This window comes from Streptomyces sp. NPDC013187 (assembly GCF_042899705.1).
Lineage (GTDB): Bacteria > Actinomycetota > Actinomycetes > Streptomycetales > Streptomycetaceae > Streptomyces > Streptomyces hawaiiensis_A.
Window position 1 is genome coordinate 363044 of sequence record NZ_JBIBAF010000007.1, and the last position, 26593, is coordinate 389636.

Sequence of the window (26593 nt, forward strand, 5' to 3'; positions counted from 1 at the left end):
GGCTCCCCTCACCTCGCACCAGCCGCACCGCGAAGGAGCAGCCGCATGCTCTCGCAGTCCCGTCGTCCCCACTCCCGCAGGGCGTTCCTCGTCGCGAGCGCCGCAGCGGGCGCCGCGCTCTCACTCGCCTCCGTCCCCGCGCAGGCCGCCGCCCGGCCACGCTGTCCCTTCGGCCGCTACGGTTCCCCGGCCGCCCGCCTGACCCCGCAGACCCTCTACGTCGACGCCTCCGGCAAGGGCGATCACACCTCCGTCCAGGCCGCCGTGACAGCCGCCACCGGCAGCGGCTGGACGCTGGTCATCGCCCCGGGGACCTATCGGGAGACGGTCGCCGTCGACCGCGTTCGTACGGAGATGACCTGGCTCGGCGCCGGCGACGACCCGCGCGATGTCGTGATCGTCTACGACAACGCCAACGGCACTCCCAGGCCCGACGGCTCCGGCACCCACGGCACGACCGGCTCGGCCACCACCACCGTCCGGGCGGACGGCTTCACCGCCCACCGGATCACCTTCGCCAACGACTTCCTGCGCGAGGAGCACCCCGAGATCAGCGGCACCCAAGCCGTGGCCATCAAGGTGCAGGGCGACCGCTCGGCCTTCCACGACTGCCGCTTCCTCGGCCACCAGGACACCCTGTACGCCGACTCCAACTCCGCCGACCTCTTCGCCCGCCAGTACTTTTCCCACTGCTATGTCGAGGGCGACGTCGACTTCGTCTTCGGCCGGGCCACGGCCGTCTACGAGCACTGCCACTTCCGCACGCTGAACCGCACCGACGCGTCCTCGGCCCCGTACGGCTTCGTCTTCGCCCCCTCCACGGAGCGAGCCAACCCGTACGGCTACCTGGTCCTGCGCGGCCGGGTGACCAGCGAGGCCCCCGACGCCTACTACAAGCTGGCCCGTCCCTGGGTGCCCACCTCCAGCACCACCGTGCGCCCGATGCTCACCGTCCGGGAGACCTGGCTGGGCCGCGGCATCGACGCGGTCACCCCCTACGCCACCATGCGCGACACCGACCCCTGGCAGGACCAGCGCTTCGCCGAGTACCGCAACACCGGGCCGGGCGCGGCCGTCACGGTCCCCGCCAACCGGCCCCAACTCACCCCACGGCAAGCCAGGTCCGCGACCCGCGCGGCCTGGCTCGGCGACTGGAAGCCGTGGAAGGAGGTGTGCTGAGTGCACCGGCGCACCCTGCTCACCAGGCCGGCCGACGTCCTGACCTCCCCGGCGGCCGTCGAGCGGTACGTACTGCGGCACGCCGGAGCGGGGAGGCCCCATGGACGCCCGTGAAGCCCTGGGACGCAGGACGTTCGTGGTCGGGGCGGGGACCGCGCTGCTGGGCGGGGGAGCGGTGAGCGGGGCGGAGGCGGCGGTCGTGGACGGGCCGCTGCCGGACTTCCACCCGGCGCTGAAAGAGGCACTGACCTTCCCGCTCGCCTGGGGCAGGTCCCCGATCCGCGACGTCCGCGCCTGGCGGCGTGCCGCCCGCGCCACCGTCGAGGAGCACCTCCTCGTCGAGCGGCAGGACGGGACGCCGTACGCGCCGGAGTTCACCGGCCGTACCCGGACCGGGGACTACACCCGCGAGCTGGTCACCGTCTCCCTCACCCGCTACGAACGGGTGCGCGGCGTCCTGCTCACCCCGCACGGCCGCGGGCCCTTCCCGGCGGTGCTGCTCCTGCACGACCACGGCGCCAGGTTCGACATCGGCAAGGAGAAACTCGTCCGGCCCTGGTACGACGACACCCGGCTCGCCTCCGCACAGGCGTGGGCCGACAAGTACTTCAGCGGACGGTTCGTCGGGGACGAACTGGCCCGGCGCGGCTATGCGGTGCTCTGCCTCGACGCGCTCGGCTGGGGCGACCGCGGCCCCCTCGCCTACGAGCAGCAGCAGGCCCTGGCCGCCAACTTCTACAACCTCGGCTCCTCACTCGCCGGGCTCATGGCCCGGGAGGACCAGCGGGCCGCCGCCTTCCTGGCCGGGCTCGGCCGGGTGGACGCCCGGCGGGTCGCGGCCGTCGGCTTCTCCATGGGCGCCTACCGCGCCTGGCAGACCGCCGCCCTCAGCGACCACGTAGCGGCCGCCGCGAGCGTGTGCTGGATGACCGGCCTGAAGGAGATGATGGTGCCCGGCAACAACACGCTGCGCGGGCAGTCCGCCTACTACATGCTCCACCCAGGCCTCGCCCGGCACCTCGACATCCCGGACGTGGCGAGCATCGCCGCACCCAAGCCGATGCTGTTCCTCGACGGCGGTCTCGACACGCTGTTCCCGGCCGAGGGGGTGCGGGTCGCTCACGACAAGCTGCGTGGGGTCTGGCGCTCGCACCATGCCGAGGAGCGGATACGGACGAAGACGTGGCCGGAGCTCGGCCACGTCTTCACCGCACCCATGCAGGACGAGGTCGTCAGCTGGCTCGACGACGTCCTGTGACGCTCACCGCCGTACCGGCTTGATGCCCTCCAGCGTCGGTACCACCGGCTTGATGCCGCCGTCCGCCGCGAACTCCATGCGGTCGATGGTCGTCTCGCGGTGCATGCCGTCGCCGCCGGGCAGACCGGGGCCGTTGAGCGCGAAGCGGTGGTAGACCATGTACCAGTCGTCGGTGCCCGGGGTGTTGACCACCGAGTGGTGGCCGGTGGCGAGGATGCCGTACTCGGGCCGCTTCTGGAGGATCGTCCCGCGCTTGGTCCACGGGCCGAGCGGGGACGGTCCCGTCGCGTACGCCACGTGGTAGTTCTCGCTGCGGGTGTCGTCCTCCGACCACATGAAGTAGTACGTGCCCTTCCGCTTGATTACGAAGGAGCCCTCGCGGAAGTTGTCCGGGGTGATGTCCTTCACCTTCGAGGCGTCGAAGGACACCATGTCGTCGTTCAGCGGCACGACGTACCCGTGGCCGTTGCCCCAGTACAGGTAGGCCTGGCCGTCGTCGTCCGTGAAGACCGCCGGGTCGATCATCTGGCCCTTGAGCGAACCGCCCTTGGCGACCAGCGGCTTGCCGAGCGCGTCCTTGAAGGGGCCCGCGGGGGAGTCCGCCACCGCCACGCCGATCTGCTGCTCGGCGCAGTAGTAGAAGTAGTACTTGCCGTTGCGCTCGGCGATCGCGGGTGCCCAGGCGTTCTTGTCGGCCCAGCTCACATCAGGACCGAGGTCGAGGATGACGCCGTGGTCCTTCCAGTTCACCAGGTCCTTCGACGAGTACGCCTTGAACCTGGTGCCGCTCCAGCCCTGGAAGCCGTCCGTCGTCGGGTAGATCCAGTACCGGCCGTTGAGGTAGTGGACGTCGGGGTCGGCGTTCAGGCCCGGCAGCACGGGACTGCGGGTGGGCACCGCCTCGACCGTCCAGGTGCGCCGGGTGCCGTCGGCGGCCGTCACCGTGTACTTCTGCGGCGTGCGGAAGTCGCGCCGGGTCCCGGACTTCGGGCTGAGCTTCGCGCCCTGACCGACCCACAGCTTCGGGGCGAGGTCCCGCAGATCGGCGTCCGGCTTCATCGGGAGGACGACCTTCGAGGCGCTGTCCGTGACGATCGCGTAGCCCTTCTGGTGCTTCGCCGTCGCGTCCACGACCGAGGCCGGGGTCGACGGGTAGGCCGCCAGCAGACGGTCGTACTCCTGCTGCGTCACCGGCAGGACCGTGCCGTGCCGGGGGCTCGCCGGGAGCTGGTAGTTCGTCGACGGGGTCCACTTGCCGGAGGCGAGGTCGGTGGTCTCGAACGGCACGTAACCGCGGCCGCCGTACTCGTCGATGAACAGGTACCACTTCTTCTCGGTGTTCGACTTGAACACCGTCGGGCCCTCACCGCGGTCCATCGCGCCCTTGCCGATGCAGTCGGCCACGAAGTCGTACGTCGTCGAGGTCAGCGAGGTCGACTTCTCGCCGGTGATGAACTTCGAGCAGGGGCTGGAGGAACTGGGGTCCCGCTCGTCCTTGGTGTAGCGGTAGTACTCGTCCTGGTACTTCACGACGGTGGAGTCGATCACCGAGTAGCCCGGGTCGTTCCAGATCTTCGGCTCGCTGAAGGTCCGGAAGTCCTTGGTGGTCGCGTACAGCATCTTGTTGTACGTGTCGCCCTTGTGGCCCGGGTCGTCGTCGGCGTAGAGCTTCGACGCCCAGAAGACGACGTACTGACCGAGCTCGTCGTCCCAGTAGGCCTCCGGGGCCCAGGTGTTGCCCGCGCTGTCCGGTGAGACCTTCACCAGGCGCTGGTCGGTCCAGTGGACGAGGTCCGTGGACTCCCAGACCATGATCGACTTGCTGCCGTGCCGCTGGACGTCGTCCCAGCTGCCGCTGGAGTTCTGGTACATCCGCAGGTCGGTGGCGATCAGGTAGAACTTGTCGCCCTCGGGGGAGCGGATCACGAACGGGTCGCGCAGGCCCTTCTCGCCGGTCGTGGACGTCAGCACCGGCTTGCCGGCGTTCAGCTCACGCCAGTGCAGCGGGTCGTTGCCGCGGCTGAGGGCGTAGCGGATCTGCTCGCCGTCGGCGGTGCCCTCACCGGTGAAGTAGGCGAAGAGGTAACCGGCGTACTTGCTGTGCTTCACGGGTGGGGCTCCGGGGTCTGCGGTGCTGGGCGGCGCGCTGAGGAGGGTCAGCAGGAGGCCGGTCAGGGCCAGGAAGGGGAGCAGGAGCGTGCGGGCGATGCGGGAGCGCATGACACTTCCTGTCGGAGTGTGGGGGATTCTGTTGGATAACAGCCTTCGGAGTTTCACCGGAGGGACGCAGGGCGTCAACGGGTGTGCGTGAGGCCGGCGTTTCCGAAAGTTTCGGGACACCGGGAACCCGGCGCACGTGATGGCGGCAACCCTTTCCCGGGCGGCGGCGACTGGTGGACGGAAACGGGCCGGAGCGGGCCCCTTCGAGCCGTTTCCGTCCCCGACCCTCACGAAAGGAACGCCCCGTGCTGCCGAGCGCCGGACGTCATCACAGGACCCGCACGCTCTCCATCGCCGCAGCCGTGGCCTGTGCCGCGGGGGCCGGCGGCGTCTACCTCGGGCTGTCGACCGGCGGCGCGCGGGCCGCCTCGACGACGGTCACCGTCGCCGACACGGCCCAGCTCGAAAGGGCCGTGCGGAACGCCACCGCCGGCACCGTGATCCAGGTCCGCGGCGGCACCTACCACCCGTCCGCCACGCTGGAGTCCGGCGCGAACGGCACCGCTTCCGCGCCCATCACCCTGCGGGCGTACGACGGTGAGAAGGTGCGGATCGACGGGTCCGAGCTGCCCGCGGGCTCCCGGCTGGCCGCGATCCACGGCGACCACTGGATCGTCCAGGACCTCGCCTTCGTCAACTCCCCGGCCCAGGGACTGGTCGTCACGTCGTCGGTGGGCGGGGTCTTCAGGAACCTGGTCACCGCCGGCAACGGTGACTCCGGCTTCACGCTCCGCGGCGACGGCACCACCGGCAACCTCGTGCAGAACCTCGACAGCCACGGCAACTACGACCCGGCCGGCCACGGCCGGAACGCCGACGGCATCGCGGTCAAGTTCGGCTCCGGAACCGGGAACAGGATCACCGGAGCCCGGCTGTACGACAACTCCGACGACGGCCTCGACCTGTGGCAGTTCTCCTCGCCGGTCACCATCGAGCACTCCTGGGCCTTCGGCAACGGCGCGAACCGCCGGAGCGACCCGGCCTTCGAGGGCAACGGCAACGGCAACGGCTTCGAGCTGGGCGGCGGGGGAGCGTCCGCCGCCCACGTCGTCGACGACAACGCGGCCTGGGACAACACGCTGCACGGCTTCACCGGTAACTCCAACACCGGCGCCGTCGCACTGCACCGCAACACCGCCTACTCCAACTCCGGGAGCGGTTTCTTCTTCGCGGCCGGCACGGCCCGCCTCGGCAAGAACCTCGCCGTCGGCGACAAGGGCGGAGCGGCGAAACTCGGTCCCTCGACGGCCTCCGCCGGCAACACCTGGGACGGCGGCATCACCACCCCGCCCTTCAGGTCGACGGACGCGGCAGGCGCGTACGGAGCCCGGCGGGCGGACGGCTCCCTGCCCGCGACTGCGTTCCTGACGACCGGCTCCTCGATCGTCGGCTCGACGATGGACTAGGCGGCCTTCGCCGTGGCGGACACGGCGACGCCCCCGTCGGTGCGAAGCGACGGGGGCGTCCTGCCGACCGGCCGAGGGGGGCTCGGCCGGTACCGACCGGCCGTCCGGAGGGGGGCTCCGGAGGGCCGAGGTGCCGGGACGTCCGGCTGGGGGGCCGGGCACCCGGCGTCCCGGTCGGCCCAAGGGGGGACGAGGGCCAACCGGAGTCACTGGGGTCAAGGACCTACTGGTAGCTGATGTCGGAGGCCTTGAACTTGCAGCTCTTGCCGTCCGGGCCGGGCGGCGTCAGCTCCTTGGGTTCCTTGCCGGTGTTGTTGCCCTCGAAGCGCACACACGTCTTGATCTTCTTCTTGGCGTCACCGTGGACACGGATCTTCGACAGCGTCGCCGTGTCGCCGTAGTTGGCGTTCACCCCGACGATGGAGTTCATCGGGGCGGTCACGTCGATGTCGCTGAGCACGATCGTGCGCTTGTACTGCGTCTTGCAGTTGCCGCAGGAGCGGACCAGCTTGCCGGCGTTCTGCACCTGGAAGCCCGACACGTTCAGCGTGCCGGCGCCGTTGAACTGCAGCACCTTGTCGTCGGCGTTCCTGGCGCCGCCGCCGATCACCTTGTACACCGCGGACGAGGACTTGCCCTTGAAGCTGGCCGCGTCCTCGCCGACGTCCGTCCACCACACGTTCTGCAGTGTGCAACTGCCCTTGCAGTGCACACCGTCCGCCGCCGGGGTGCCGATGATGACGTTCTTGAGGACCGCGCCGTCGGCCAGCTCGAAGAGCGGGTCCTGGCCCTCGTCCTGGCTTCCGGCGCCGAGCGCGCCGGTGCCGTAGAACATCTTCATCCCGCCGTCGCGCACACCGGAGACCGGGATGGTCTTCGACACGGGGGTCTTGCCCTTGTCCGTGGGCCAGGAGGACGCCGCGCCCGCCGTCGACAGCATCGACGTGGTGACGATCGCCGCACCCGTGATGCCGAAAGCGGACACCGCGGCGATCACGGCCCGCCGCTTGGTGGCGCTGCGGCGATGGCGGACGCGCTGTTCTGCTGGTGCAGTCATGTACCGATTCCTCAGATGGGGGGTGGTCTTGCGCGTAGTGGTCGCCACCGGTGAGGAAAGGGTTGCCGCCTCTTCACGAATCTTCACGAGTCGCCGTCACCGTCGTCCACGGCGGCGAAACCACCGCCCGCCGACAGCTGGCGCGAACCGGCCGTGGCCGTCACCGCGTAGTGGTCCCCGCCCGCGTCGCGACCACCGCGGGCGTGGTCGAACTGGCCGGCGAACACCCACTCGCCCGCCGGGACCGTACGGCCCTCCTTGAGCGTCCAGGTGTAGACGAGGAAGCCGTCCCGCTCGGCGACCGTGAGGCTGAAGTCGTCCTCCGGCAGGGAGCGCCAGGCGCCCGCGTCGGAGACCCCGCCGGTCTGGGCGACCCGCAACCGCACGGTCAGCGCGGTCAGTTGCTCGCGGGTCTTGAGCGTGATGTTGCTCTGCGCCCAGAAGTCGTTGCTGTGCGGGTCGACCGAGCCGTCCGACCACAGCGGGCCGTCCTCGGTCGCGGTGCCCGGCCGCTCGGGGGCCGGGGCGCTCGGCGTTCCCGACGGCGGGGGCCCGGACTCGCGGCGCTCGGGCGACCGGCTCGGTGCCGGCTTCGCCGTCACCGGGGGTTCGGGGGCCCGGCTCGTCGCCTCCGGGGACGGCGTGGGCGCCGGGGTCGGCGAGGTCGCCACTTCCCGCTTCCGCGGAGCGGTTTCCTCCTTCACCGCGGACGCCACCGCATAGCCGCCCACCGCCAGGACCCCGGCGACCGCGGCGGTCGCCCCCGCCACCCGTATCCAGCCGAACACCGGCGGACGCGTCGCCCGATGGCCGGAACCGGCCGGACCGGCCATGCCGCGTTCGACCCGGGCCAGCATGCGCTCCCGGTCGGGCTCGTGCGCCCCGGCCGCCTCGTGCAACCGGGCGCGCACCTCCTCGTGCACGTCCCGCCGCATGCTCATCGGTCCCTCCCTCCGCCCTCACCGGTGCGCACGCCCTCCACAGCCGGCGAGCAGCGGGGAGCGCCCAGCGTCGCGTGCATCCGCTGCGGCACGCCCTGCGTCCCCAGCAACCGCTGGAGTTCGGCCATTCCCTTCGAGGTCTGGCTCTTCACCGTACCCACCGACACGCCGAGCGCCAGGGCGGTGTCCTTCTCCGACAGGTCGAACGCGTGCCGCAGCACCACGCAGGCCCGCTTGCGGAACGGCAGCCGGCGCAACGCCTCCTGCACATCGACCACACCCGCGACGTCCGGATTCTCGGTGTTCTCCTCGCGCTGCGACCAGAACAGGGCGATGCGCCGCCGCTCGCGCACCGCGCTGCGGATGCGGGTACGGGCCAGGTTGGCGACCACACCGCGTGCGTACGCCGCCGGATGGTCGGCCGCGCGCACCCGGTCCCAGCGGTGCCACAGCGCCAGCAACGCGTCCGCCGCCAGGTCGTCGGCGGTGTCCGACTCGCCGGTCAGCAGGTGGGCGAGGCGGCTCAGTTCGGCGTAGTGACGCTCGAAGAAGGCGTGGAACTCCACGGAGGCGGCGTCGTCGACGACCGTGCCCACGGGCGACCTCTCCTCCCAGCGGCTACGGGCGCTCCCGGCGGGGCACCCTGTGGCTGTCATGTAGATGACATGTGATCATCCGGGGGAGGCCCGGACGAGATCGGGAAGCGTAGCAGCGATCGTCGAACAGTTCGTACGGGGCTTCGAACGACGTATGGCGGGCCGGACTTCGATTTCGTAACACGAAGAAAACCTGAACGTGGTTCAACGCGACGACAATCCAGCCAGCATCCGCACACCGATCACCCAGGCATCAAGGAGTACGCGCCATGTCCGAATCGCAGAAGGTGGCCGACCGGTCCGACGCCGCGCCACCAGCGGCGAACAGCGTCGACCGGTTTTTCAAGATCTCCGAGCGGGGCTCCACCTTCGGCCGGGAGATCCGCGGCGGCTTCGCCACCTTCTTCACGATGGCCTACATCCTTGTCCTGAATCCCATCATCCTGGGCAGCGCGAAGGACAAGTTCGGGCACCAGCTGGACGCCGTCCAACTCACCACCGCCACCGCCCTGGTGGCCGCCGTCATGACGATCGTCATGGGCGTCGGCGGCAACCTGCCCCTCGCGCTCGCCGCCGGACTCGGTCTGAACGCCGTGGTCGCCTTCCAGATCGCCCCGCTGATGAGCTGGGACGACGCGATGGGCCTGATCGTCCTCGAAGGCCTGCTGATCTGCGTGCTGGTGGTGACCGGTCTGCGCGAGGCCGTCATGCACGCGATACCCCAGCCGCTCAAGCAGGCGATCAGCGTCGGCATCGGCCTGTTCATCGCCTTCATCGGCTTCGTGGACGCCGGGTTCGTCAGCCGCATCCCGGACGCCGCGAACACCACCGTCCCCGTTCAGCTGGGCGGCACCGGCACCCTCGCCGGCTGGCCGATGCTGGTCTTCTGCCTCGGCGTGCTGCTGACGATCGGACTGCTCGCCCGCAAGGTCAAGGGCGCCATCCTCATCAGCATCGTCACCATGACCGCGCTGGCGATCGTGATCAACTCCATGGCCGACATCAAGTCCTGGGGCCTGACGACCCCCTCCTGGCCGGACCGGCTCGTCGACACCCCCGACTTCGGGCTCATCGGCGACTTCGACCTGTTCGGCGCGTTCAGCGCCCCCGGCGTCGGCGTCATCACCGTCGTCCTGCTGATCTTCACCCTCATCCTGTCCGACTTCTTCGACACCATGGGCACGGTGGTCGGCATCAGCGCCGAGGCCGGGCTGCTCGACGAGGAGGGCAAGGTCCCGAACCTCGGCCGGGTGCTGCTCATCGACGGTGCCGCCGCGGTCGCCGGCGGTGCGGCCTCCGCCTCCTCGGCGACCTCCTACATCGAGTCCGCCGCCGGTGTCGGCGAGGGCTCGCGCACCGGCTTCTCCAACCTCGTCACCGGCGGCCTGTTCGGCCTCGCGCTGTTCCTGACCCCGCTGCTCACCATCGTCCCGCTCCAGGCGGCCGCCCCCGCCCTGGTCGCCGTCGGCTTCCTGATGATGACCCAGGTCAAGCACATCGACTGGGACCGCTACGACATCGCCATCCCGGCGTTCCTCACCATCGCGGTGATGCCGTTCACCTACTCCATCACCAACGGCATCGGCGCCGGCTTCCTGGCCTACGTCGTCATCAAGACCGTCCTCGGCAAGGCCAAGGAGGTGCACTGGCTGCTGTGGGGAACCTCGGCGCTGTTCCTCGTGTACTTCGCGATCGACCCGATCGAGCAGCTCCTCGGAGCGAAGTGACGCCTGACGGCCGGTGACACGAGGACGGGCCGCCCCCGGGGGGAAGGGGGCGGCCCGTCTCGTCTGTACAGACGGCTTATCGGCGTCGGGGGTTCAGTTCTTGAGCGCCGCTTGCATCATCGCCTTGGCGACCGGCGCCGCGAGCCCGTTGCCGCTGACCTCCGAGCGGGCCGCGTTCGACTGCTCCACGACGACCGCCACGGCGACCTCCTTGCCCGAGGAGTCGGACTTGCCGTACGAGGTGAACCAGGCGTACGGCGTCTGGCTGTTGTTCTCGCCGTGCTGGGCCGTGCCCGTCTTGCCGCCCACCGTCGCGCCCGGGACCTTGGCGTTCGTGCCCGTGCCCTTGTTCACGACCGTCTCCATCGCCGACCGCAACTGCTCGGCGGTCGAGGAACTGACGATCTCCTTCGAGCCCGCGTCGTCGTCGTAGTCCTCCAGCACATCACCACCGCTGTCGGTGATCTGCGAGACCATGTGCGGCGACACCAGCTTGCCACCGTTGGCGATGGCCGCCGACACCATGGCCATCTGCAGCGGGGTGGCCGTGACGTCGAACTGGCCGATGCCCGTCAGGGCCGTCTGCGACGGGTCCATGTCCGACGGGTACACGCTCGTGTAGGCCCGGACCGGCACATCCAGCTTGTCGTCGTCGAAGCCGAACTTGTCGGCCATCGCCTTCACCTTGTCCTGGCCCAGCTTCACGGCCATCTTCGCGAAGACGTTGTTGCACGAGTACTCCAGCGCCGTGCGGATCGTGGCGTTCGTGCAGGGCGCGTTCGGGTTCTCGTTGGTCAGATCCCGGCTGGTGCCGGGCAGCGTGTACGGGTCCGGGCTGTCCGTCCGCTCGTCCACCGACGAGTACAGCCCGTCCTCCAGCGCGGCCGCCGCCACCACCAGCTTGAACGTCGAGCCGGGCGGCAGCGGCTGCCGCAGCGCACGGTTGACCAGCGGCTTCTCCGGGTCCGCCGTGAGCTTCTTCCAGGCCGTCCCCGCCGTGTTGGCGTCGGTCAGCGACGAAGGGTCGTACGAGGGCGTCGACACCACCGCGAGGATCTTCCCGGTCTTCGGGTCGATGGCGACGGCACCGCCCTTCTTGTCGCCGAGCGCGTCGTAGGCGGCCTTCTGCACGTCCGGGTCGATGGTCGTGACCACATTGCCCGGTTCGGCGCGCTGGTTGGTGAGTGTGTCCATCACGGACTTGAGCCGGCTGTCCGTGCCGTTGAGCAGGTCGGTGTAGATGCCCTCCAGCTGGGTCGGGGCGTACGCCTGCGACGCGTAACCCGTCACCGCCGCGTACAGCGGGCCGTCCGTGTACGTCCGCTTGTACTTCAGGTCGCCCGTCTTCGTCGGCGTCGAGCCGGTGACCGACCGGCCGCCCACGATGATGTTCCCGAGCGGCGCCGAGTACGTCTCGATCGCGTTCCGCCGGTTGTCCTTGTCGTCTGCCAGCGCCTGGCCTTCGTAGAACTGCACCCAGGTCGCCCTGACCAGCAGAGCCAACACCAGGAGCAGCGAGAAGACCGAAGCGCGCCTGATCGTCTTGTTCATTCCGAACGGGAGGACGAGCCACGCCGGGCGGATCGTTCCCGTCCGTCCCGGTTTCTCATCCGGAGGGCCGGTTTTCTCATCCGCCGTTCAGAATGCCGGCCTCGTACGCGGCGATCACCGCCTGCGTGCGGTCGCGGGTGCCGGTCTTGGCCAGGACTGCCGCGACGTGCGATTTCACCGTGGCCGGGCCGACCTCCATCCGGTGGGCGATCTCCGCGTTGGTCAGCCCCCGGGCCATGTGCCGCAGCACCTCCCCCTCGCGTCCCGTGAGCTTCGCCACCCAGGCGGGCGGCGCCGGGTGCGCACGGGCGTGCTCGGTCGCCAGGGTCCGCACGGCCGCCGGGAACAGCAGGCTGTCGCTGCGCGCCACCAGCCGGACCGCCTGTACCAGCGCGTCGGCGTCCGCCCGCTTCAGCAGGAACCCGGCCGCTCCGGCCCGCAGCGCGTCGTACACGTAGGAGTCGTTCTCGAAGGTCGTCACGACGACGATCCGGGGCGGCTCGTCCAGCGTGGCGAGGATCTGCTCGGTGGCGCGGATCCCGTCGGTCTGCGGCATCCGGACGTCCATGAGGACGACCTCCGGCCGCAGTTCCCGTACGACCGACACCGCCTCCGCGCCGGTGGCCGCCTCGCCCACCACGTCCAGATCGGGCTCGGCGGAGAGGATGGCGCGCAACGCGGTGCGCACCATGCGCTCGTCGTCGGCGAGGACGACACGGATCTGGGCCGGGCGGGTCATGCGGGTCCTCTCATCGGCAGTCGTGTCATCGGCAGTCGGGCGTGCAGCCGCCAGGTCCGTGCCGGGGTCGGTCCCGCCGTCGCGGTCCCGCCCAGCAGCCTGGCCCGGTCGGCGATGCCCCGCAGCCCGTGGCCACCGCCCGTGCGCGAGGGGGCGGGGCCGGTCACCGGATTCTCCACGGTGATCTCCAGGTCTGTGCCCGCCACCGCGATCCGCACCTCCACGGCGGCCCGCTCACCGGCGTGCTTGAGGGCGTTGCTCAGCCCTTCCTGCACGATCCGGTAGGCCTCACGGGACAGCAGCGGGGGCAGTGCCTCCGGGTCGGCGTCCACGGCGGCGCTCACCCGCTGTCCGGCCGCCCGGGTACGCCGCAGCAGCCCGTCGAGGTCGTCGGCGAGGGTGGGCGCCGGGGCCGTGCCGGGCGCGTCGCCCTCGCGCAACACGCCCAGCACCGCGTCGAGTTCACCGACCGTACGCCGGGTCGTGTCCTCGATCGCGGCGAGGGCCTCCCGAACGAACTCCGGGTCGGAGTCCAGGACCCGGCGGGCGGCACTCGCCTGCAGGGTGACCGCGCTCAGGGCATGACCGACGGAGTCGTGCAGCTCCCGCGCCAGCCGGTTGCGCACGGCGAGGTCGGCCGCCCGTGCCTCGGCGGCGGCGAGCCGCTCCCGGGGCGTGGGACCGAGCAGCAGGGGCGCCCAGCGGGCCAGCAGGGCTCCGGAGCCGGCCGCGCAGCCGGCGAGGGCGACGAGCGATACCGCGCCCGCGACCGGGGCGAGCGCCAGGGCCCAGGTGTGGTCGAGGACTTCGGGCAGCCCGAGCCGGTCGCCGCGCACCGCCGCGAGGACCGGCAGCGCGATCAGCGTGACGGCGAACGGCGGCAGCGCCAGCGACATCCCCGCGATGATCCCGCCGAACCCGAGATGCAGGGTGAACCAGGCAGCCGTACGGCCCTTCTCGCCCCGCGTGCGCGCGGGCCCGAGGGCGAGCCGGTCCGTGTCCACACCGCAGAGCCAGCGCACGGCGGCCGACTCCAAGGGGCGGGTCAGCGGGAACAGCGAGGTGACGGCCGCGAGCGGCAGACCCAGGCCGAACGAGGCGAGTTGGAGGGGTAAGGAGCCGAAGACGTCGTCGGCACCGATGGCCGGGCCGACGACCACCGAGCCGACCAGGACGTAGGGCATGGCCAGCGCACCGCCGAGGATCAGGTGGATCCAGCGCAGCCGCGCCCGCCGGCCGAACAGCAGCCGGGCGACACCGCTCACACCGAACGCCGCGCGGCCCCGGCCGAGCGCTCCGCGAAGTGGCAGGCGCCGATGGCGGCGACGAGGAGGCCCACGAGCATCTGGCCAGCGTAGGCGAGATGCATCAGCGGCGTGGGGCGGTCGGCGAGGTCCGCCACGCCGCCGAGAGAGGCCAGCGACAGCCATCCGCCCCAGCAGGCGACGGCACCCGAGCCGACCCAGGCGAGAGCGAGCGGCACCGACACGGGCAGGGCCCGGCCGCGCCGGAACGCCAGCAGCACGGCACCGGCGACCGCCGCGAGGAGGAATCCGACGTACAGGGCCTCCAGGACGTAGAACTCCCCGCCCCGCTCCGCCGCCCGGCCCTCGCGCAGGCCCGCGGAGACGCCGCAGGCCCACAGGGCGTGGAGCGTGAGCGGCGGCAGGGCGAGTACGGCGGCGGCCACGGCGAGGACCCGGTGGGCCGGGCCGACGGCATCGGCGGGCAGCTCCGGCACCCGCCCGCGCCACAGATGACACCAGCGGTCCCGGGCGTAGAGCGCGAAGAGGCCGCCGAGGGAGAGCCCCTGCGCGATGAACCCCGTGTACACGACGGCGAACACCCACTCGTCCAGAAACGCCTCCCGGCCGGCGGACGGGGCACCGCCGCCGAACGCCTTGACCACCAGCTGTGCCGGGAACCCGGCCATGATCGGCGCGAGCAGCCCGGTCGCGACCCACACGGGGAACACGAGCAGCCACGCGGGCACCCGCAGTCCCCACGGCCGGGTCAGCACCAGCGCCAGCACGATCACCCCGCTGTCCACCAGGACCGAGAGACCGTTGATCACGGCCATGGCGAGGCGGTCGTCGAGCAGCGCGCTGCCCGCGGGTATTCCGATGTGACTCCCGGCGATCCAGGCCGCTTTGAGGGCGAGGTACGGCACGCAGGAGACGATGGCGACGGCACGCAGGACGCGCCGGGTGCGGCCGGGACCGGCGGGGCGTGGAGCGGCGAGGGGAGCGATCGACTGCGTCATGCGGTCAGGCTCCCGCGCGAGGGGCCGCGGGCACCTCCTGCCCGGCGACGAACCGCCTCCGCCGGGCGGGGGAGAGGCGGACGGCCCGCTCAGCCCTCCAGGATGAGCACCGTCTCGTCGATCTCGGCGCCCCGGGCCGGGGCGTACCCCTGGGCCGCCGCGACCACCCGGAACCCGCACTTCTCCAGCACGCGCAGCGACCCGGTGTTGTCCGACGCCGCCCGCGCGTACAGCGGGCGCTCGGGCACCTCGGCGAGCAGCGCCCGCAGTGCCTGCGTCGCGATGCCCTTGCCCCAGTAGGCGCGGTCGATCCAGTAGGTCACCTCGCGCTCGCCCGGCACCCCGTACACCGCCGCGCTGCCGACCACGTCACCGTCGGCCAGGACCGTACGGGCGACGACGTCGGGCGAGGAGCGCTGCCGGGACCATCGGGTGTCGAAGGCGGCCCGGTCCGCCGGATCCTCCGGGGTGAAGGCCGCCATGCTCAGCGACTCGGGGTCGTTCATCTGCCGGAAGAAGACCGGCAGATCGCTGTCGTGGACCGCGCGCAGCTCGACGTTCATGTCTCAGAGCCTACGGGTGGCCAGTGTCAGCCGGTCCCTCGCGTCGAAGAGCGCGTCCTTCACCAGCTGCTCGTGCGCCGGGGTCAGCCGCGCCACCGGCACCGAGCAGCTGATCGCGTCCCGCGCCGGGGTGCGGTACGGGATCGCCACACCGAAGCAGCGCAGCCCCAGCGTGTTCTCCTCGCGGTCCACGGCGAAGCCCTGCTCCCGCACCTGGCGCAGCTCCTCGATGAGCTTCTCCCGGTCGGTGATCGTGTGCTCGGTCAGGGCGGGCAGCGTCTCCGGGAGCATCTTGCGGACCTGCTCGTCGGAGTACGTGCTCAGCAGCGCCTTGCCGAGGGACGTGGAGTGCGCGGGCAGCCGGCGGCCGACCCGGGTGAAGGGGCGCAGGTAGTGCTGTGACTGGCGGGTGGCCAGGTAGACGACGTTCGTGCCGTCGAGACGGGCGAGGTGGATCGTCTCGGTCGTGTCGTCCGAGAGCCGGTCCAGCGTCGGGCGGGCCGCCGCGACGACCTCGTCACCGTCGATGTACGACGTGCCGACCAGCAGGGCCCGCACTCCGATGCCGTACCGGGTGCCCGTCGCGTCGGTCTCCACCCAGCCCAGCTCGACCAGGGTGCGCAGCAGCATGTAGAGGCTGGACTTGGGATATCCGACGGCCTCCTGGACCGCGGCGAGGGAGTGCATGCCGGGGCGTCCGGCGAAGTATTCGAGCAGTTCAACCGTTCGTACCGCGGACTTGACCTGCGCCCCGCCGCCCGTCTCGCCAGCCGACATCGCCCTTGACCCCTTCGTTGGACGGGAAATAGTCTCCACAGCATATTCATCATCAGAGACAGCGTTCAGTATATCGAACGTCCCTGGTGGATGACCCAGTACTGCGGCAATACATGTGTGGAGGGACCCGCGGTGGCAGCAGCACCAGTCTGGAGTGTCGACCCCCGAACCGGGAAGCAGCGTGAACAGGTTGCGGTGGAGGCCACAGCCCAGGAGGTGGACGCCGCCGTCCGTGCCGCGCACGAAGCGCGCGGCGCCCTCGCCGACCGCGCCGTCCGTGCGGCCTTCCTGCGCACCGCCGCCGACGAGCTCCAGGCGGCCAAGGACTCTCTCGTCGAGACCGCCGACGCCGAGACCGCGCTCGGCCCGGTCCGGCTGACCGGCGAGCTCGCCCGCACCTGCTACCAGCTGCGTGCCTTCGCCGACATCGTCGACGAGGGCGCCTTCCTCGACGTCGTCATCAACCACCCCGACGACACCGCGACCCCGCCGATCCCGGACCTGCGCCGCTACAAGGTGGCGCTGGGTGTCGTCGCCGTCTACTCGGCGTCGAACTTCCCCTTCGCCTTCTCGGTCGCGGGCGGCGACACCGCGAGCGCCCTCGCGGCCGGCTGCCCGGTCGTCGTCAAGTCGCACCCCGACCACCCGGCCCTGTCCGAGTACGTCGCCAAGGTGCTGCGCCGCGCCGCCGCCCGGCACGACATCCCCGAGGGCGTCGTGGGGCTGGTCCACGGCTTCGAGGCGGGCGTCGAGCTGATCAAGCACCCGCTGGTCGCGGCGGCCGGCTTCACCGGCTCCGTGCGCGGTGGCCGGGCGCTGTTCGACGCGGCGGCGGCCCGTCCGGTCCCCATCCCCTTCCACGGCGAGCTGGGCTCCCTGAACCCGGTCGTCGTCACCGAGGCCGCGGCCGCCGAGCGGGCCGAGGCGATCGGCGCCGGTCTCGCCGGCTCCATGACGCTGGGCGTCGGCCAGTTCTGTGTGAAGCCGGGCCTCGTCCTGGCGCCTGCCGGAGCCGCGGGCGACGCCCTGCTGAAGTCCCTGACGGACGCCGTGAGCGACACCGACGCCGGTGTCCTGCTCGACCACCGCATGCGCGACAACTTCGTGGCCGGCGTCGCCGAGCGGGCCGAACTGCCCGACGTCGACTCCCCGGTCACCCCCGGGGCGGGCGGCGAGCACACCGTCAGCGCGGGCTTCCTCACGGTGCCGGCGAGCCGGCTGGCCGCGGAGGGCGAGCACGACCTGCTGCTGGAGGAGTGCTTCGGGCCGGTCACCGTGGTGGCCCGCTACGAGGACGAGGCCGAGGTGAAGGCGGTGCTGTCGCGGCTGCCGGGCAACCTGACGGCGACGGTGCAGCTGTCCGAGGAGGAGGCGGCGGGCCAGGGCCGCGGCGCGGAGATCCTCGCGGAGCTGACGCCGCTGGCGGGGCGCGTGCTGGTGAACGGCTGGCCGACGGGGGTCGCCGTCGCGGCGGCCCAGCATCACGGTGGGCCGTACCCGGCCACGACGTCGACGTCCACGTCGGTGGGCGGGACGGCGATCGAGCGGTGGATGCGGCCTGTTGCTTATCAGAACGCGCCGTCTGCGCTGCTTCCCGCCGAGTTGCGGGATGAGAACCCCTTGGGGCTGCCTCGTAGGTTCAACGGGCGTCTGGAGCGTTGACACCGTAGGGGTGCGGTGGATTGCGGGCTGCCGGCTTCGTTGTGGTTGATCGCGCAGTTCCCCGCGCCCCTGAGGGGCGGAGCTGAAAGACTTGGTCGAATGGATCTGATACTTCCCGAACTCCCTTTCGGCCTGCGCAGCTACGGGCCCGAAGCCCATTGGTCCCATGAGGACGGTGTGCTCACCGGATGGGCCGGGGCGCGGCAGGACCGGTTCGTGCCGCCCACCGGGGAGGGGCTGGACCCCGCTTCCGACGCGCCCCGGCTGCTCGGGGCGCCGGAGGGCGACTTCCAGCTGATCGCCAAGGTCACCGTCGGGTTCGGCGCGGCCTTCGACGCCGGGGTGCTCTACGTCCACGTGGGCGAGCGCGCCTGGGCCAAGCTCTGCCTGGAGTACTCCCCGGACGTGCCCACCGTCTGCACGGTGGTCACCCGGGGGCACTCCGACGACGCCAACTCCTTCACCGTTGACGGCAGTTCCGTCTGGCTCCGGGTGAGCCGCACGGGCCGCGCCTTCGCCTTCCACGCCTCACGCGACGGTGAACGCTGGATCTTCGTCCGCCTGTTCACCCTCGGCGACGAGAAGGAGACGGAGGCGGCCCTGGTCGGTTTCATGACCCAGTCGCCGATGGGGGAGGGCTGCGTGGTGACGTACGACCACATCGAGTTCCGGCCCACCTGGCCGGACGATCTGCGCGACGGCAGCTGAGGCCGGGCCGGGAACCGCGGCCCGGCCGGTCCCGTCCTCCGTTGCATGATCAACGACAGAGTGACGCCCGACCGTGTGATCCGCACCGTCCTGCCCGCCGAGGTGGCGGACGTCGTCGCCCTGCACGCCCGGGCCCGGGCCACGTACTACCCCGACGGGCTGCCGCAGGACGGCACCGACTGGTCCGCTTCCTGGCGCAGCGCCCTCACCCGGCCGGACGGCCGGGTGCTGTGCGTCGCGGAGGCGGGCCGCATCATCGGCCTGGCCTCCTTCCGCGTCCCCGAGGACACCCCGGCGGACACGGTGAAACTGTTCCAGTTCCACGTCGACCCCGACCACTGGCGCCATGGAGTCGGCAGCGCCCTGCACGCGGCCTGTGTGGAGGAGTGGCAGGCCGACGGCAGGCGTACGGCCGTGCTCGACGTGCACGTCGACAACGTACGGGCGCAGGCGTTCTACCGGCGGCAGGGCTGGGTCCCGGAACCGGCCGGGCCGGGAGATCACCACTTGTGCATGCGGTTCGGCCTGCCCGGGGAATGAAGCGGCCTGCTTGAACGTTCATGCACCTGGCGGAGGGAGTCTCCGTGCCCGTACGACCTGGAGAGAGCCGAGACATGCGCGTCGAGATCTGGAGCGACATCGCCTGCCCCTGGTGCTACGTGGGCAAGGCCCGCTTCGACAAGGCGCTGCGGGACTTTCCGCACCGCGACGACGTCGAGGTGGTGCACCGCTCCTTCGAGCTGGATCCGGGCCGCGCCAAGGGCGACATCCAGCCCGTGATCACGATGCTCACCAAGAAGTACGGGATGAGTGCCGCGCAGGCCGAGGCCGGCGAGGACAACCTCGGGGCCCAGGCCGCCGCCGAAGGCCTCGACTACCGCACCCGCGGACGCGACCACGGCAGCACCTTCGACATGCACCGCCTGCTGCACCTCGCCAAGGAGCAGGGCCGCCAGGAGCAGCTGCTCGACCTGCTCTACCGGGCCAACTTCGCCGAGGAGCGCTCCGTCTTCGACGACGACGAGCGGCTGGTGGAGCTCGCCGCAGCCGCGGGCTTGGAAGCGGAGGCCGTGCGCGCGGTGCTCGCCGACCCGGACGCGTTCGCCGACGAGGTCCGCGCCGACGAGCGCGAGGCCGCGCAGCTCGGGGCGAACGGCGTGCCCTTCTTCGTGCTCGACCGGAAGTACGGCGTCTCCGGCGCCCAGCCCGCCGAGGTCTTCGCCCAGGCCCTGACCCAGGCGTACGGCGAGCACGCGCCCTTGAAGATCGTCGACGGCGGCGAGGACGCGGACGCCTGCGGCCCGGACGGCTGTGCCGTGCCCCAGCGCTGAAACGCCCAGCTCGGAGCGCATCCATAAGCGCTCCTTGGCGGCATCACGCAGAAATCGGCAATGGACGGGGAGATCCCGGGGACGCAGAGTGGTCCCATGGAGACCTTCGAGAACCTCGTCCGTGCCGAGTTCACCCCGAAGCACACCTACCTCAACACCGCGAGCAACGGGCTCCTGCCCGCCCGTACCGTCACCGCCGTGCAGCAGGCGGTGCGGATGCGTGCCGAGGGCACGCCCCTGGGTCCCTTGTACGAGGACGTGGAAGCCGCCCGCGCGTCCTTCGCCCGGCTGGCCGGAGTTCCCGCCGAGCGGGTCGCGACGGGTGCCTCGGTCGCCGAGTACGGCGGGCTGATCGCCGCCTCGCTGCCCGCCGGTGCCGAGGTCCTCACGGCGGAGGCCGACTTCTCCTCGCTGGTGAACCCGTTCCACGCGCGCGGCGACCTCAAGGTGCGGTCCGTGCCCCTGGAGCGGCTCGCCGAGTCCGTCCGTCCCGGCACCGCGCTCGTCGCGGTCAGCGCCGCCCAGTCCGCCGACGGCCGTCTCGCCGACCTGCCCGCGGTGCGCGAGGCGGCCCGGGCGCACGGCGCCCGCACCTACGTCGACGCCTCCCAGTCGGCCGGCTGGCTGCCGATGGCGGCCGACGCGGACGACTTCCTCGCCGCCGTCGGATTCAAGTGGCTCATGGGCCCGCACGGGGCCGCCTTCTTCGTCACCCCGCCGGACTTCGGCGGACTCACACCGCTGCTCGCCGGCTGGGTGGCCGGCGAGGTCCCCTGGGCCAGCTGCTACGGCCCCGTCGAGGAACTCGCCCACTCCGCGCGGCGGTTCGACGTCAGCCCCGCCCTCTTCACCTATGCGGGACTGCGCGCGTCCCTGGAACTGCTGGAGGAAATCGGCGTCGACGTCGTGCACGCCCACGACGTCGGCCTCGCGGACCGCTTCCGTGCCGGGCTCGCGGAGCTGGGCCACGAGCCGGTCGCCGCGCCCGGCTCGGCGATCGTGTCGGTGCCGGGACTCGGCCACCGGCAGGGCGAACTGAGCCGGCAGGGCATCGAGGTGTCCGACCGGTCCGGCAACCTGCGGGCGGCGTTCCACCTCTACAACACGCCCGCGGACGTGGACCGGCTTCTGAAGGTCCTGGCGGCATGACAGAACCGGGTGGGGCCTCCCGTCCCACACGAGGAGGCCCCACCCGGCAGCTCTGTCACGCGGCCACAGCACCGCCGACGACGGTCACTTCACCGGTCACCGGTCACCGCTCACGACGGTCGGTTCACCGGTCACCGCTCACGACGGTCGGTTCACCGGTCACCGCTTACGGCGGTCACCGCACCGGCGTGAAGTCCCGCGCCCCGATGAACTCCGGGCGCCGGACCGGGGCCGCGAACGGTTCCACCGCCGTGTTCTCCACGCTGTTGAACACGATGAACACGTTGCTGCGCGGGAACGGCGTGATGTTGTCGCCGGAACCGTGCATGGCGTTGCAGTCGAACCAGGTCGCCGAACCGGCCTTGCCCGTGAACAGCTTGATGCCGTGCTGCGTGGCCATCCGGGTCAGCGCCTCGTCCGACGGCGTGCCCGCGTCCTGCATCTGCAGCGACTTCTTGTAGTTGTCCTTCGGCGTCTCACCCGCACATCCGAGGAACGTCTTGTGCGACCCCGGCATGATCATGAGTCCGCCGTTGGTGTCGTAGTTCTCGGTCAGCGCGATCGAGACCGACACCGTGCGCATCCGCGGCAGACCGTCCTCGGCGTGCCACGTCTCGAAGTCCGAGTGCCAGTAGAAGCCACTGGCGCCGAACCCCGGCTTGACGTTGATCCGCGACTGGTGGACGTACACGTCCGAGCCCAGGATCTGCCGCGCCCGTCCGACGACCCGCTCGTCACGGACCAGCCGGGCGAACACCTCGCTGATCTTGTGCACCTCGAAGACCGTGCGGATCTCCTTGGACTTCGGCTCGACGATCGACCGCTCGTCGGCACGCATGTCCGGGTCGTGCACCAGCCGGTTGAGCTCGTTCCGGTAGACCGCGACCTCGTCCTCGGTGATGAGCTCGTCGATCGCCAGGAAGCCGTCGCGCTCGAAGGACAGCAGGTCGGCCGGGTCGACCGGGCCCGGGGCGTCGGGCGCGCCCCAGACGACCGGGTCCTGACGCGGGGTCAGCGCCTCGACGGCACCGCGACTGGGATAGAGGTCCGGGATACCGGTGGTGGTGTCGGTGGTGGCGGTCATGGAAACGTCACACCTCCTCGGTGAGCAGCGGGTAGACGCCGTTCTCGTCGTGGTCCTCCCGTCCGGTCACGGGCGGGTTGAACACGCAGAGGCAGCGGAAGTCCTGCTTGACCCGCAGCGTGTGCCTCTCGTGCCCGTCCAGGAGGTACATCGTGCCGGGCGTGATCGTGTGGGTCAGCCCGGTCTCGTGGTCGGTCAGCTCGGCCTCGCCCTCCACGCAGACGACGGCCTCGATGTGGTTCGCGTACCACATCGACGTCTCCGTACCCGCGTAGAGGACCGTCTCGTGCAGGGAGAAGCCGACCTTCTCCTTGGCGAGGACGATGCGTTTGCTCTCCCACGTACCGGACGCCGCCTTCACGTGCCGGTCGGTACCTTCGATCTCCTTGAACGAACGGACAATCACGGTGCTGCGATGCCTCCTAGATGGGTGGTGCTCTCGGTGCTGTGTCAGGCGGTCTCTCGGACGGCGCGGGCCAGTGTGCTCAGGCCCTCGTCCAGTTCCTCGGGCGTGATGGTGAGCGCGGGGAGCAGCTTCACGACCTCGCTCTCCGGGCCGGACGTCTCGATGAGCAGTCCGAGCTCGAAGGCGCGTTTGGCGATCTTGCCCGCGCGGGCCTTGTCGTGGAACTCCATGCCCCACACCAGGCCGCGGCCCCGGTACTCCTTCACGTCGGCCAGGTTCTCCTCGGTGATGGAGATCAGCGCCTGCTCGACCTGCTCGCCGCGCTTGCGGGTCTGCTTCTCCATCGCGGAACCGTCGGCCCAGTAGGTCTCCAGGGTCGCGGTGGCCGTGACGAACGCGGGGTTGTTGCCACGGAAGGTGCCGTTGTGCTCGCCGGGCTCCCAGACGTCCAGCTCGGGCTTGAACAGGCACAGCGACATGGGCAGGCCGTAGCCGCTGATCGACTTGGAGACGGTGACGATGTCCGGCACGATGCCCGCCTCCTCGAAGGAGAAGAACGCGCCGGTACGGCCGCAGCCCATCTGGATGTCGTCGACGATCAGCAGCATGTCCTGCCGCTCGCACAGCTCGGACAGGGCGCGCAGCCACTCGGGCCGGGCCACGTTGATGCCGCCCTCGCCCTGCACGGTCTCGACGATCACGGCGGCGGGCTTGTTGAGGCCGGAGCCCTGGTCCTCCAGCAGCCGCTCGAACCACAGGAAGTCCTCGACCGTGCCGTCGAAGTAGTTGTCGAACGGCATCGGGGTGCCGTGCACCAGCGGGATACCGGCGCCGGCGCGCTTGAAGGCGTTGCCGGTGACGGCCAGCGAGCCCAGCGACATGCCGTGGAAGGCGTTGGTGAACGACACGATCGACTCGCGCCCCTTCACCTTGCGCGCCAGCTTCAGCGCGGCCTCCACGGCGTTGGTGCCGGTCGGGCCGGGGAACATGACCTTGTACGGCAGGTCGCGCGGGCGCAGCAGCAGGTTCTGGAAGGCCTCCAGGAACGTGCGCTTGGCCGTGGTCGACATGTCGAGCCCGTGCGTGACGCCGTCCCGCTCCAGGTAGTCGATCAGCGCGCGTTTCAGCACCGGGTTGTTGTGCCCGTAGTTCAGTGACCCGGCTCCGGCGAAGAAGTCGAGGTACTCATGGCCGTCCTCGTCGTACATGCGGCTGCCCACCGCACGGTCGAAGACGGTGGGCCAGCCGCGGCAGTAGCTGCGCACCTCGGACTCGACGGTCTCGAAGACGCTCAGGTCGGGCTGGGTGATGGTCACGACGAATCGCTCCTCGGTACGTGGGGGAAGTCTGCGGGAGTGGGGTGGGGAGGGAAGTCTCAGTGGGGCAGCGGGCCGATGCGGTACAGGACCTCGGGGTCGTGCGGCCCGTCCGGGAACACGGCCGTGTCGAACAGCACCTCGCGCTCCAGCCGCGCGCCGTGACGCTCGGCGAACGACGTGAACAGGCGCTCCGAGGCGGTGTTGCCCGGGGTGATGGTGGTCTCCACCGTCGTCACCCCGAGGTCGGCGACGGTCCGCGCGACCAGGCCGTCGAGCAGCGCGGCGGCCAGTCCGCGCCCGCGGTGGGCCTCGTCCACCGCCACCTGCCAGACCAGCAGGGTGCGCGGGCTGTCCGGCCGCACGTACCCGGTGATGAAACCCATCGGCTCGCCCTGCTCGTCGCGGGCGACGGCCGAGGTGGCGGCGAAGTCCCGGCACCACAGCAGATAGCTGTAGGACGAGTTCAGGTCGAGAACCTTCGAGTCCTTCGCCATCCGCCAGAGTGCGGCTCCGTCAGCCACGGTGGGGCGGTCGATTTGCGGATCTGCTTGTACGGCAGTCATGCAAATTGAACTTACCCAGCGAAATTCGAAATTGCATCGCCGATCGGGGTTACATATGGACCTCGTCTGTGTTATCACGCGAGCGCGAGGGATCACACAGAAGGGCGGCGAGATGCCCGGTATTGTCCGGGTAATACCGGGCAAAGTGGTCACGATGTGTAACGCGTCACAACCGTGTAAGCCTCGCGAGGGCTGTCAGAATTTCCCCGCCGAGTGTCCTCAAAATCTGCGCGTTTAGGACCGGGAAAAGCGGGCAGAAGAATACGGGAAGCTTTTCTTGAGGAAATTCTTAATTGTGTGCCAGCTTACATGTGGGGTTGCGGAAAGCACGTGGAATTCAGGCCCCGGTCACTCCGTCGATGCGTTCCCGCAGGAGATCGGCGTGACCATTGTGCCGTGCGTACTCCTCGATCATGTGGATGAACACCCAGCGCAGACTGACCTCCATCCCCGGCACCGGCCCCTCGGCGACCCGCCCGATGTGGTCCAGCGGCAGCCCGGCGCACAGCTCCCGCCCCCGCGCGATCTCCCGCCGCCAGTTCCCGAGCGCCTCGTCGAGCCCACGCGCCGGATCCAGCGCGTAGCCCATCGCGTCCTCGTACACGGGCGGTACGGCGAGCCCGCCGGCCACCCGCTGGAACCAGTTCCGCTCGACCTCGGCGAGGTGCTGCACCAGCCCGAGCAGGGTCAGCGACGACGGCTCGGCCGCCGCGATCCGCACCTGCGCGTCGTCCAGCCCGGCGCACTTCAGCTCCAGCGTGGCCCGGTGGAAGTCCAGCCAGCTCTCGAGCATGGCCCGCTCATCGCCCGTGAGGCGAGGGACGGGGCGGCCGTCGGGGAGAACAGGAGGGGCGTCGGCAGGTGTGTTGGCGGTCATACGGGGAGCATGGCACGGGGCACCGACAACAGTGCCCCGGCGCGTCCCTGCCGAGGACTACCGCCACGCCTCCTCGGCGGCCCGCAGCGCGCCCTCCACGTCCACCGGCAGACCCTGCTCGGACAGTGCCGCACCCAGGGCCGCCAGACTCGCCCGCACGGCACCCTGCGTCGCGTCCCCGCCGTAGTGGTTGACCCGGATCATCTCCTTGGCCAGCGCACCCCCGCCGGCGGCGAGCGGCACCGCCGGATCCGCCTCCAGCGCCCGCCGGACCAGCTCCGACGCCACCACCTGGGACGGCGCCCGCAACGTCGTGGCGACGGGCGCCGCGTCCCGGGCCTCGTACACGTACGGCTCCAGGCCGCCGCCGAGCGCGACCGCCCCGGCCCGGGTCGCCGCCGCGGCGGACGCGTGCCGGGCCATCACGGCGTCCAGGCCGGCCGCCTCGATCCGCTCCACGCACGCCTCCAGCGCCAGCATCTCCAACTGGGCGGGCGCGTGCAGCAGCGCCTTGCGGCCGCCGTCGATCCACCGCTCCTTCCAGTCGAGGAGCGACAGGTACGACCGGCGCGGAGCCTGCGGGTTGGCGGCCATCCGCGCCCAGGCCCGCTCGCTCACGGACACCGCCGACACCCCGGCCGGGCCGCCCATCGCCTTCTGCGCCCCGATCACGCACAGGTCCACGCCCCACGCGTCCGGCAGCACCGGCTCGGCCCCGATGGACGCCACGGCGTCCAGGTAGAACAACGCCCCGTGCGCCCGTACGACCGCGCCGATCTCCGCGACCGGGTTGGTGTTGCCGGTCGCCGCCTCCGCGTGCACCAGCGACACGAAGTCGATCTCCGGGTGCTCGGCGAAGGCCTGCCGGATCTGCTCGGCCGTGACCGCCGTGTGGAAGGGCACCGCCAGGTCGATCACCGTGGCGCCGCAGTCCCGGAGCCAGTCGCCGAAGGTCTGGCCGTACGGTCCCGTGATGACGTTCAGCGCCGTCGTTCCCGGACCGGCCGTGGCACGGATCGCGCCCTCCAGCGGCAGCAGCGCCTCGCCCTGCATGATCACGACGTCCTGCCCGGTGCTCAGCAGCCGCGCCACACGGTCCTCGATCGCGGCGAAGCGGTCCGCGCCGAGCGGGGCCAGGTCCAGAAACGGATGCGTCACGGCAATGCTCTCTTCACTCACGGCAGGTTCGGCCGCATCGAGGGTAACCGGCGGCCCTC

General features: G+C 70.9%; 25 protein-coding genes. 9 read left to right on the forward strand and 16 right to left on the reverse strand.

Annotated features, from left to right (window positions below):
• Positions 1–45 precede the first annotated feature (45 nt).
• Complete coding sequence (locus tag ACFY5B_RS17275) at positions 46–1179, forward strand: pectinesterase family protein (protein ID WP_389969763.1); 1134 nt, start codon at positions 46–48, stop codon at positions 1177–1179.
• Between the two features lie 100 nt (positions 1180–1279).
• Positions 1280–2437: a dienelactone hydrolase family protein gene (locus ACFY5B_RS17280; RefSeq protein ID WP_389969765.1), complete on the forward strand. Its 1158-nt coding sequence runs from the start codon at positions 1280–1282 to the stop codon at positions 2435–2437.
• 3 nt (positions 2438–2440) lie between these two features.
• On the opposite strand, the gene ACFY5B_RS17285 is transcribed toward ACFY5B_RS17280, so the two are convergent.
• The gene (locus tag ACFY5B_RS17285; protein WP_389969767.1) at positions 2441–4657 is read right to left on the reverse strand and encodes a family 43 glycosylhydrolase; all 2217 of its coding nucleotides are present in this window, start codon (positions 4655–4657) and stop codon (positions 2441–2443) included.
• Positions 4658–4902: 245 nt separating this feature from the next.
• Between ACFY5B_RS17285 and ACFY5B_RS17290 the strand changes: the two genes are divergently transcribed.
• A complete protein-coding gene (locus ACFY5B_RS17290) occupies positions 4903–6063 on the forward strand; it encodes a chondroitinase-B domain-containing protein (protein WP_389969769.1) in 1161 nt (386 codons plus the stop codon).
• A 223-nt stretch (positions 6064–6286) separates the two neighbouring features.
• On the opposite strand, the gene ACFY5B_RS17295 is transcribed toward ACFY5B_RS17290, so the two are convergent.
• From ACFY5B_RS17295 to ACFY5B_RS17305, 3 genes are all read right to left on the reverse strand, one after another.
• Positions 6287–7120, reverse strand: a complete 834-nt coding sequence (locus ACFY5B_RS17295; RefSeq protein ID WP_389969771.1) for a pectate lyase — start codon at positions 7118–7120, stop codon at positions 6287–6289.
• A gap of 83 nt (positions 7121–7203) precedes the next feature.
• Positions 7204–8061 (reverse strand): hypothetical protein, encoded by an 858-nt coding sequence (locus tag ACFY5B_RS17300; RefSeq protein ID WP_389969773.1) that lies wholly within the window; start codon positions 8059–8061, stop codon positions 7204–7206.
• A complete protein-coding gene (locus tag ACFY5B_RS17305; protein ID WP_104779580.1) occupies positions 8058–8657 on the reverse strand; it encodes a SigE family RNA polymerase sigma factor in 600 nt (199 codons plus the stop codon). Before ACFY5B_RS17305 ends, ACFY5B_RS17300 begins: the two co-directional genes overlap by 4 nt.
• A 269-nt stretch (positions 8658–8926) precedes the next feature.
• Here ACFY5B_RS17305 and ACFY5B_RS17310 point away from each other — a divergent pair, with 269 nt between their 5' ends.
• Positions 8927–10384, forward strand: coding sequence for an NCS2 family permease (locus ACFY5B_RS17310; RefSeq protein WP_389969775.1), 1458 nt, complete (start codon positions 8927–8929; stop codon positions 10382–10384).
• 93 nt (positions 10385–10477) lie between these two features.
• On the opposite strand, the gene ACFY5B_RS17315 is transcribed toward ACFY5B_RS17310, so the two are convergent.
• From ACFY5B_RS17315 to ACFY5B_RS17340, 6 genes are all read right to left on the reverse strand, one after another.
• Positions 10478–11935 carry a peptidoglycan D,D-transpeptidase FtsI family protein gene (locus tag ACFY5B_RS17315; protein WP_389969777.1) on the reverse strand — a complete coding sequence of 486 codons (1458 nt, stop codon included), beginning with the start codon at positions 11933–11935 and terminating at the stop codon, positions 10478–10480.
• A 76-nt stretch (positions 11936–12011) separates the two neighbouring features.
• A complete protein-coding gene (locus ACFY5B_RS17320) occupies positions 12012–12674 on the reverse strand; it encodes a response regulator (RefSeq protein ID WP_389969779.1) in 663 nt (220 codons plus the stop codon).
• Entirely contained in the window at positions 12671–13939 is a 1269-nt protein-coding gene (locus ACFY5B_RS17325) for a sensor histidine kinase (protein ID WP_389969781.1), read from the reverse strand. Before ACFY5B_RS17325 ends, ACFY5B_RS17320 begins: the two co-directional genes overlap by 4 nt.
• Positions 13936–14937 carry a hypothetical protein gene (locus ACFY5B_RS17330; protein WP_389969783.1) on the reverse strand — a complete coding sequence of 334 codons (1002 nt, stop codon included), beginning with the start codon at positions 14935–14937 and terminating at the stop codon, positions 13936–13938. Before ACFY5B_RS17330 ends, ACFY5B_RS17325 begins: the two co-directional genes overlap by 4 nt.
• An 89-nt stretch (positions 14938–15026) precedes the next feature.
• Positions 15027–15500, reverse strand: a complete 474-nt coding sequence (locus ACFY5B_RS17335; protein WP_389969784.1) for a GNAT family N-acetyltransferase — start codon at positions 15498–15500, stop codon at positions 15027–15029.
• A 3-nt stretch (positions 15501–15503) separates the two neighbouring features.
• Complete coding sequence (locus tag ACFY5B_RS17340) at positions 15504–16277, reverse strand: IclR family transcriptional regulator (RefSeq protein WP_031109054.1); 774 nt, start codon at positions 16275–16277, stop codon at positions 15504–15506.
• A gap of 132 nt (positions 16278–16409) precedes the next feature.
• Here ACFY5B_RS17340 and ACFY5B_RS17345 point away from each other — a divergent pair, with 132 nt between their 5' ends.
• From ACFY5B_RS17345 to ACFY5B_RS17365, 5 genes are all read left to right on the forward strand, one after another.
• Positions 16410–17939, forward strand: coding sequence for an aldehyde dehydrogenase (NADP(+)) (locus tag ACFY5B_RS17345; protein WP_389969787.1), 1530 nt, complete (start codon positions 16410–16412; stop codon positions 17937–17939).
• A 99-nt stretch (positions 17940–18038) separates the two neighbouring features.
• Positions 18039–18647 carry a DUF1349 domain-containing protein gene (locus ACFY5B_RS17350; protein WP_389969789.1) on the forward strand — a complete coding sequence of 203 codons (609 nt, stop codon included), beginning with the start codon at positions 18039–18041 and terminating at the stop codon, positions 18645–18647.
• Positions 18648–18692: 45 nt separating this feature from the next.
• Positions 18693–19187 carry a GNAT family N-acetyltransferase gene (locus ACFY5B_RS17355; protein ID WP_389969791.1) on the forward strand — a complete coding sequence of 165 codons (495 nt, stop codon included), beginning with the start codon at positions 18693–18695 and terminating at the stop codon, positions 19185–19187.
• Between the two features lie 74 nt (positions 19188–19261).
• Entirely contained in the window at positions 19262–19978 is a 717-nt protein-coding gene (locus tag ACFY5B_RS17360) for a DsbA family oxidoreductase (RefSeq protein WP_389969793.1), read from the forward strand.
• A 96-nt stretch (positions 19979–20074) separates the two neighbouring features.
• Complete coding sequence (locus tag ACFY5B_RS17365) at positions 20075–21127, forward strand: aminotransferase class V-fold PLP-dependent enzyme (protein WP_389969795.1); 1053 nt, start codon at positions 20075–20077, stop codon at positions 21125–21127.
• Positions 21128–21302: 175 nt separating this feature from the next.
• Here the strand turns inward: ACFY5B_RS17365 and thpD are convergent, their stop codons facing one another.
• From thpD to ACFY5B_RS17395, 6 genes are all read right to left on the reverse strand, one after another.
• The gene (thpD, locus tag ACFY5B_RS17370; protein WP_389969797.1) at positions 21303–22211 is read right to left on the reverse strand and encodes an ectoine hydroxylase; all 909 of its coding nucleotides are present in this window, start codon (positions 22209–22211) and stop codon (positions 21303–21305) included.
• 7 nt (positions 22212–22218) lie between these two features.
• Positions 22219–22617: an ectoine synthase gene (locus ACFY5B_RS17375; RefSeq protein ID WP_053670739.1), complete on the reverse strand. Its 399-nt coding sequence runs from the start codon at positions 22615–22617 to the stop codon at positions 22219–22221.
• 44 nt (positions 22618–22661) lie between these two features.
• Positions 22662–23933 carry a diaminobutyrate--2-oxoglutarate transaminase gene (gene ectB / locus ACFY5B_RS17380; RefSeq protein ID WP_389969799.1) on the reverse strand — a complete coding sequence of 424 codons (1272 nt, stop codon included), beginning with the start codon at positions 23931–23933 and terminating at the stop codon, positions 22662–22664.
• Positions 23934–23992: 59 nt separating this feature from the next.
• Positions 23993–24499, reverse strand: a complete 507-nt coding sequence (gene ectA / locus ACFY5B_RS17385; RefSeq protein WP_104779592.1) for a diaminobutyrate acetyltransferase — start codon at positions 24497–24499, stop codon at positions 23993–23995.
• A gap of 337 nt (positions 24500–24836) precedes the next feature.
• The gene (locus ACFY5B_RS17390) at positions 24837–25376 is read right to left on the reverse strand and encodes a DinB family protein (protein WP_389969801.1); all 540 of its coding nucleotides are present in this window, start codon (positions 25374–25376) and stop codon (positions 24837–24839) included.
• Between the two features lie 57 nt (positions 25377–25433).
• Positions 25434–26534: a pyridoxal-phosphate-dependent aminotransferase family protein gene (locus ACFY5B_RS17395; protein ID WP_389969803.1), complete on the reverse strand. Its 1101-nt coding sequence runs from the start codon at positions 26532–26534 to the stop codon at positions 25434–25436.
• Positions 26535–26593: the final 59 nt, after the last annotated feature.

Excerpts from the sequence above, each read along its gene's own strand:
- ACFY5B_RS17355 (WP_389969791.1), top strand. The coding sequence starts at position 18,693 with ATGATCAACGACAGAGTGACGCCCGACCGTGTGATCCGCACCGTCCTG.
- ACFY5B_RS17315 (WP_389969777.1), bottom strand. The coding sequence starts at position 11,935 with ATGAACAAGACGATCAGGCGCGCTTCGGTCTTCTCGCTGCTCCTGGTG.
- ACFY5B_RS17340 (WP_031109054.1), bottom strand. The coding sequence starts at position 16,277 with ATGTCGGCTGGCGAGACGGGCGGCGGGGCGCAGGTCAAGTCCGCGGTA.
- ACFY5B_RS17310 (WP_389969775.1), top strand. The coding sequence starts at position 8,927 with ATGTCCGAATCGCAGAAGGTGGCCGACCGGTCCGACGCCGCGCCACCA.
- ACFY5B_RS17365 (WP_389969795.1), top strand. The coding sequence starts at position 20,075 with ATGGAGACCTTCGAGAACCTCGTCCGTGCCGAGTTCACCCCGAAGCAC.
- ACFY5B_RS17330 (WP_389969783.1), bottom strand. The coding sequence starts at position 14,937 with ATGACGCAGTCGATCGCTCCCCTCGCCGCTCCACGCCCCGCCGGTCCC.
- ACFY5B_RS17320 (WP_389969779.1), bottom strand. The coding sequence starts at position 12,674 with ATGACCCGCCCGGCCCAGATCCGTGTCGTCCTCGCCGACGACGAGCGC.
- ACFY5B_RS17335 (WP_389969784.1), bottom strand. The coding sequence starts at position 15,500 with ATGAACGTCGAGCTGCGCGCGGTCCACGACAGCGATCTGCCGGTCTTC.
- ACFY5B_RS17360 (WP_389969793.1), top strand. The coding sequence starts at position 19,262 with ATGCGCGTCGAGATCTGGAGCGACATCGCCTGCCCCTGGTGCTACGTG.
- ACFY5B_RS17300 (WP_389969773.1), bottom strand. The coding sequence starts at position 8,061 with ATGAGCATGCGGCGGGACGTGCACGAGGAGGTGCGCGCCCGGTTGCAC.
- ACFY5B_RS17285 (WP_389969767.1), bottom strand. The coding sequence starts at position 4,657 with ATGCGCTCCCGCATCGCCCGCACGCTCCTGCTCCCCTTCCTGGCCCTG.
- ACFY5B_RS17295 (WP_389969771.1), bottom strand. The coding sequence starts at position 7,120 with ATGACTGCACCAGCAGAACAGCGCGTCCGCCATCGCCGCAGCGCCACC.
- ectA (WP_104779592.1), bottom strand. The coding sequence starts at position 24,499 with ATGACTGCCGTACAAGCAGATCCGCAAATCGACCGCCCCACCGTGGCT.
- ACFY5B_RS17390 (WP_389969801.1), bottom strand. The coding sequence starts at position 25,376 with ATGACCGCCAACACACCTGCCGACGCCCCTCCTGTTCTCCCCGACGGC.
- ACFY5B_RS17350 (WP_389969789.1), top strand. The coding sequence starts at position 18,039 with ATGGATCTGATACTTCCCGAACTCCCTTTCGGCCTGCGCAGCTACGGG.
- thpD (WP_389969797.1), bottom strand. The coding sequence starts at position 22,211 with ATGACCGCCACCACCGACACCACCACCGGTATCCCGGACCTCTATCCC.
- ACFY5B_RS17275 (WP_389969763.1), top strand. The coding sequence starts at position 46 with ATGCTCTCGCAGTCCCGTCGTCCCCACTCCCGCAGGGCGTTCCTCGTC.
- ACFY5B_RS17280 (WP_389969765.1), top strand. The coding sequence starts at position 1,280 with ATGGACGCCCGTGAAGCCCTGGGACGCAGGACGTTCGTGGTCGGGGCG.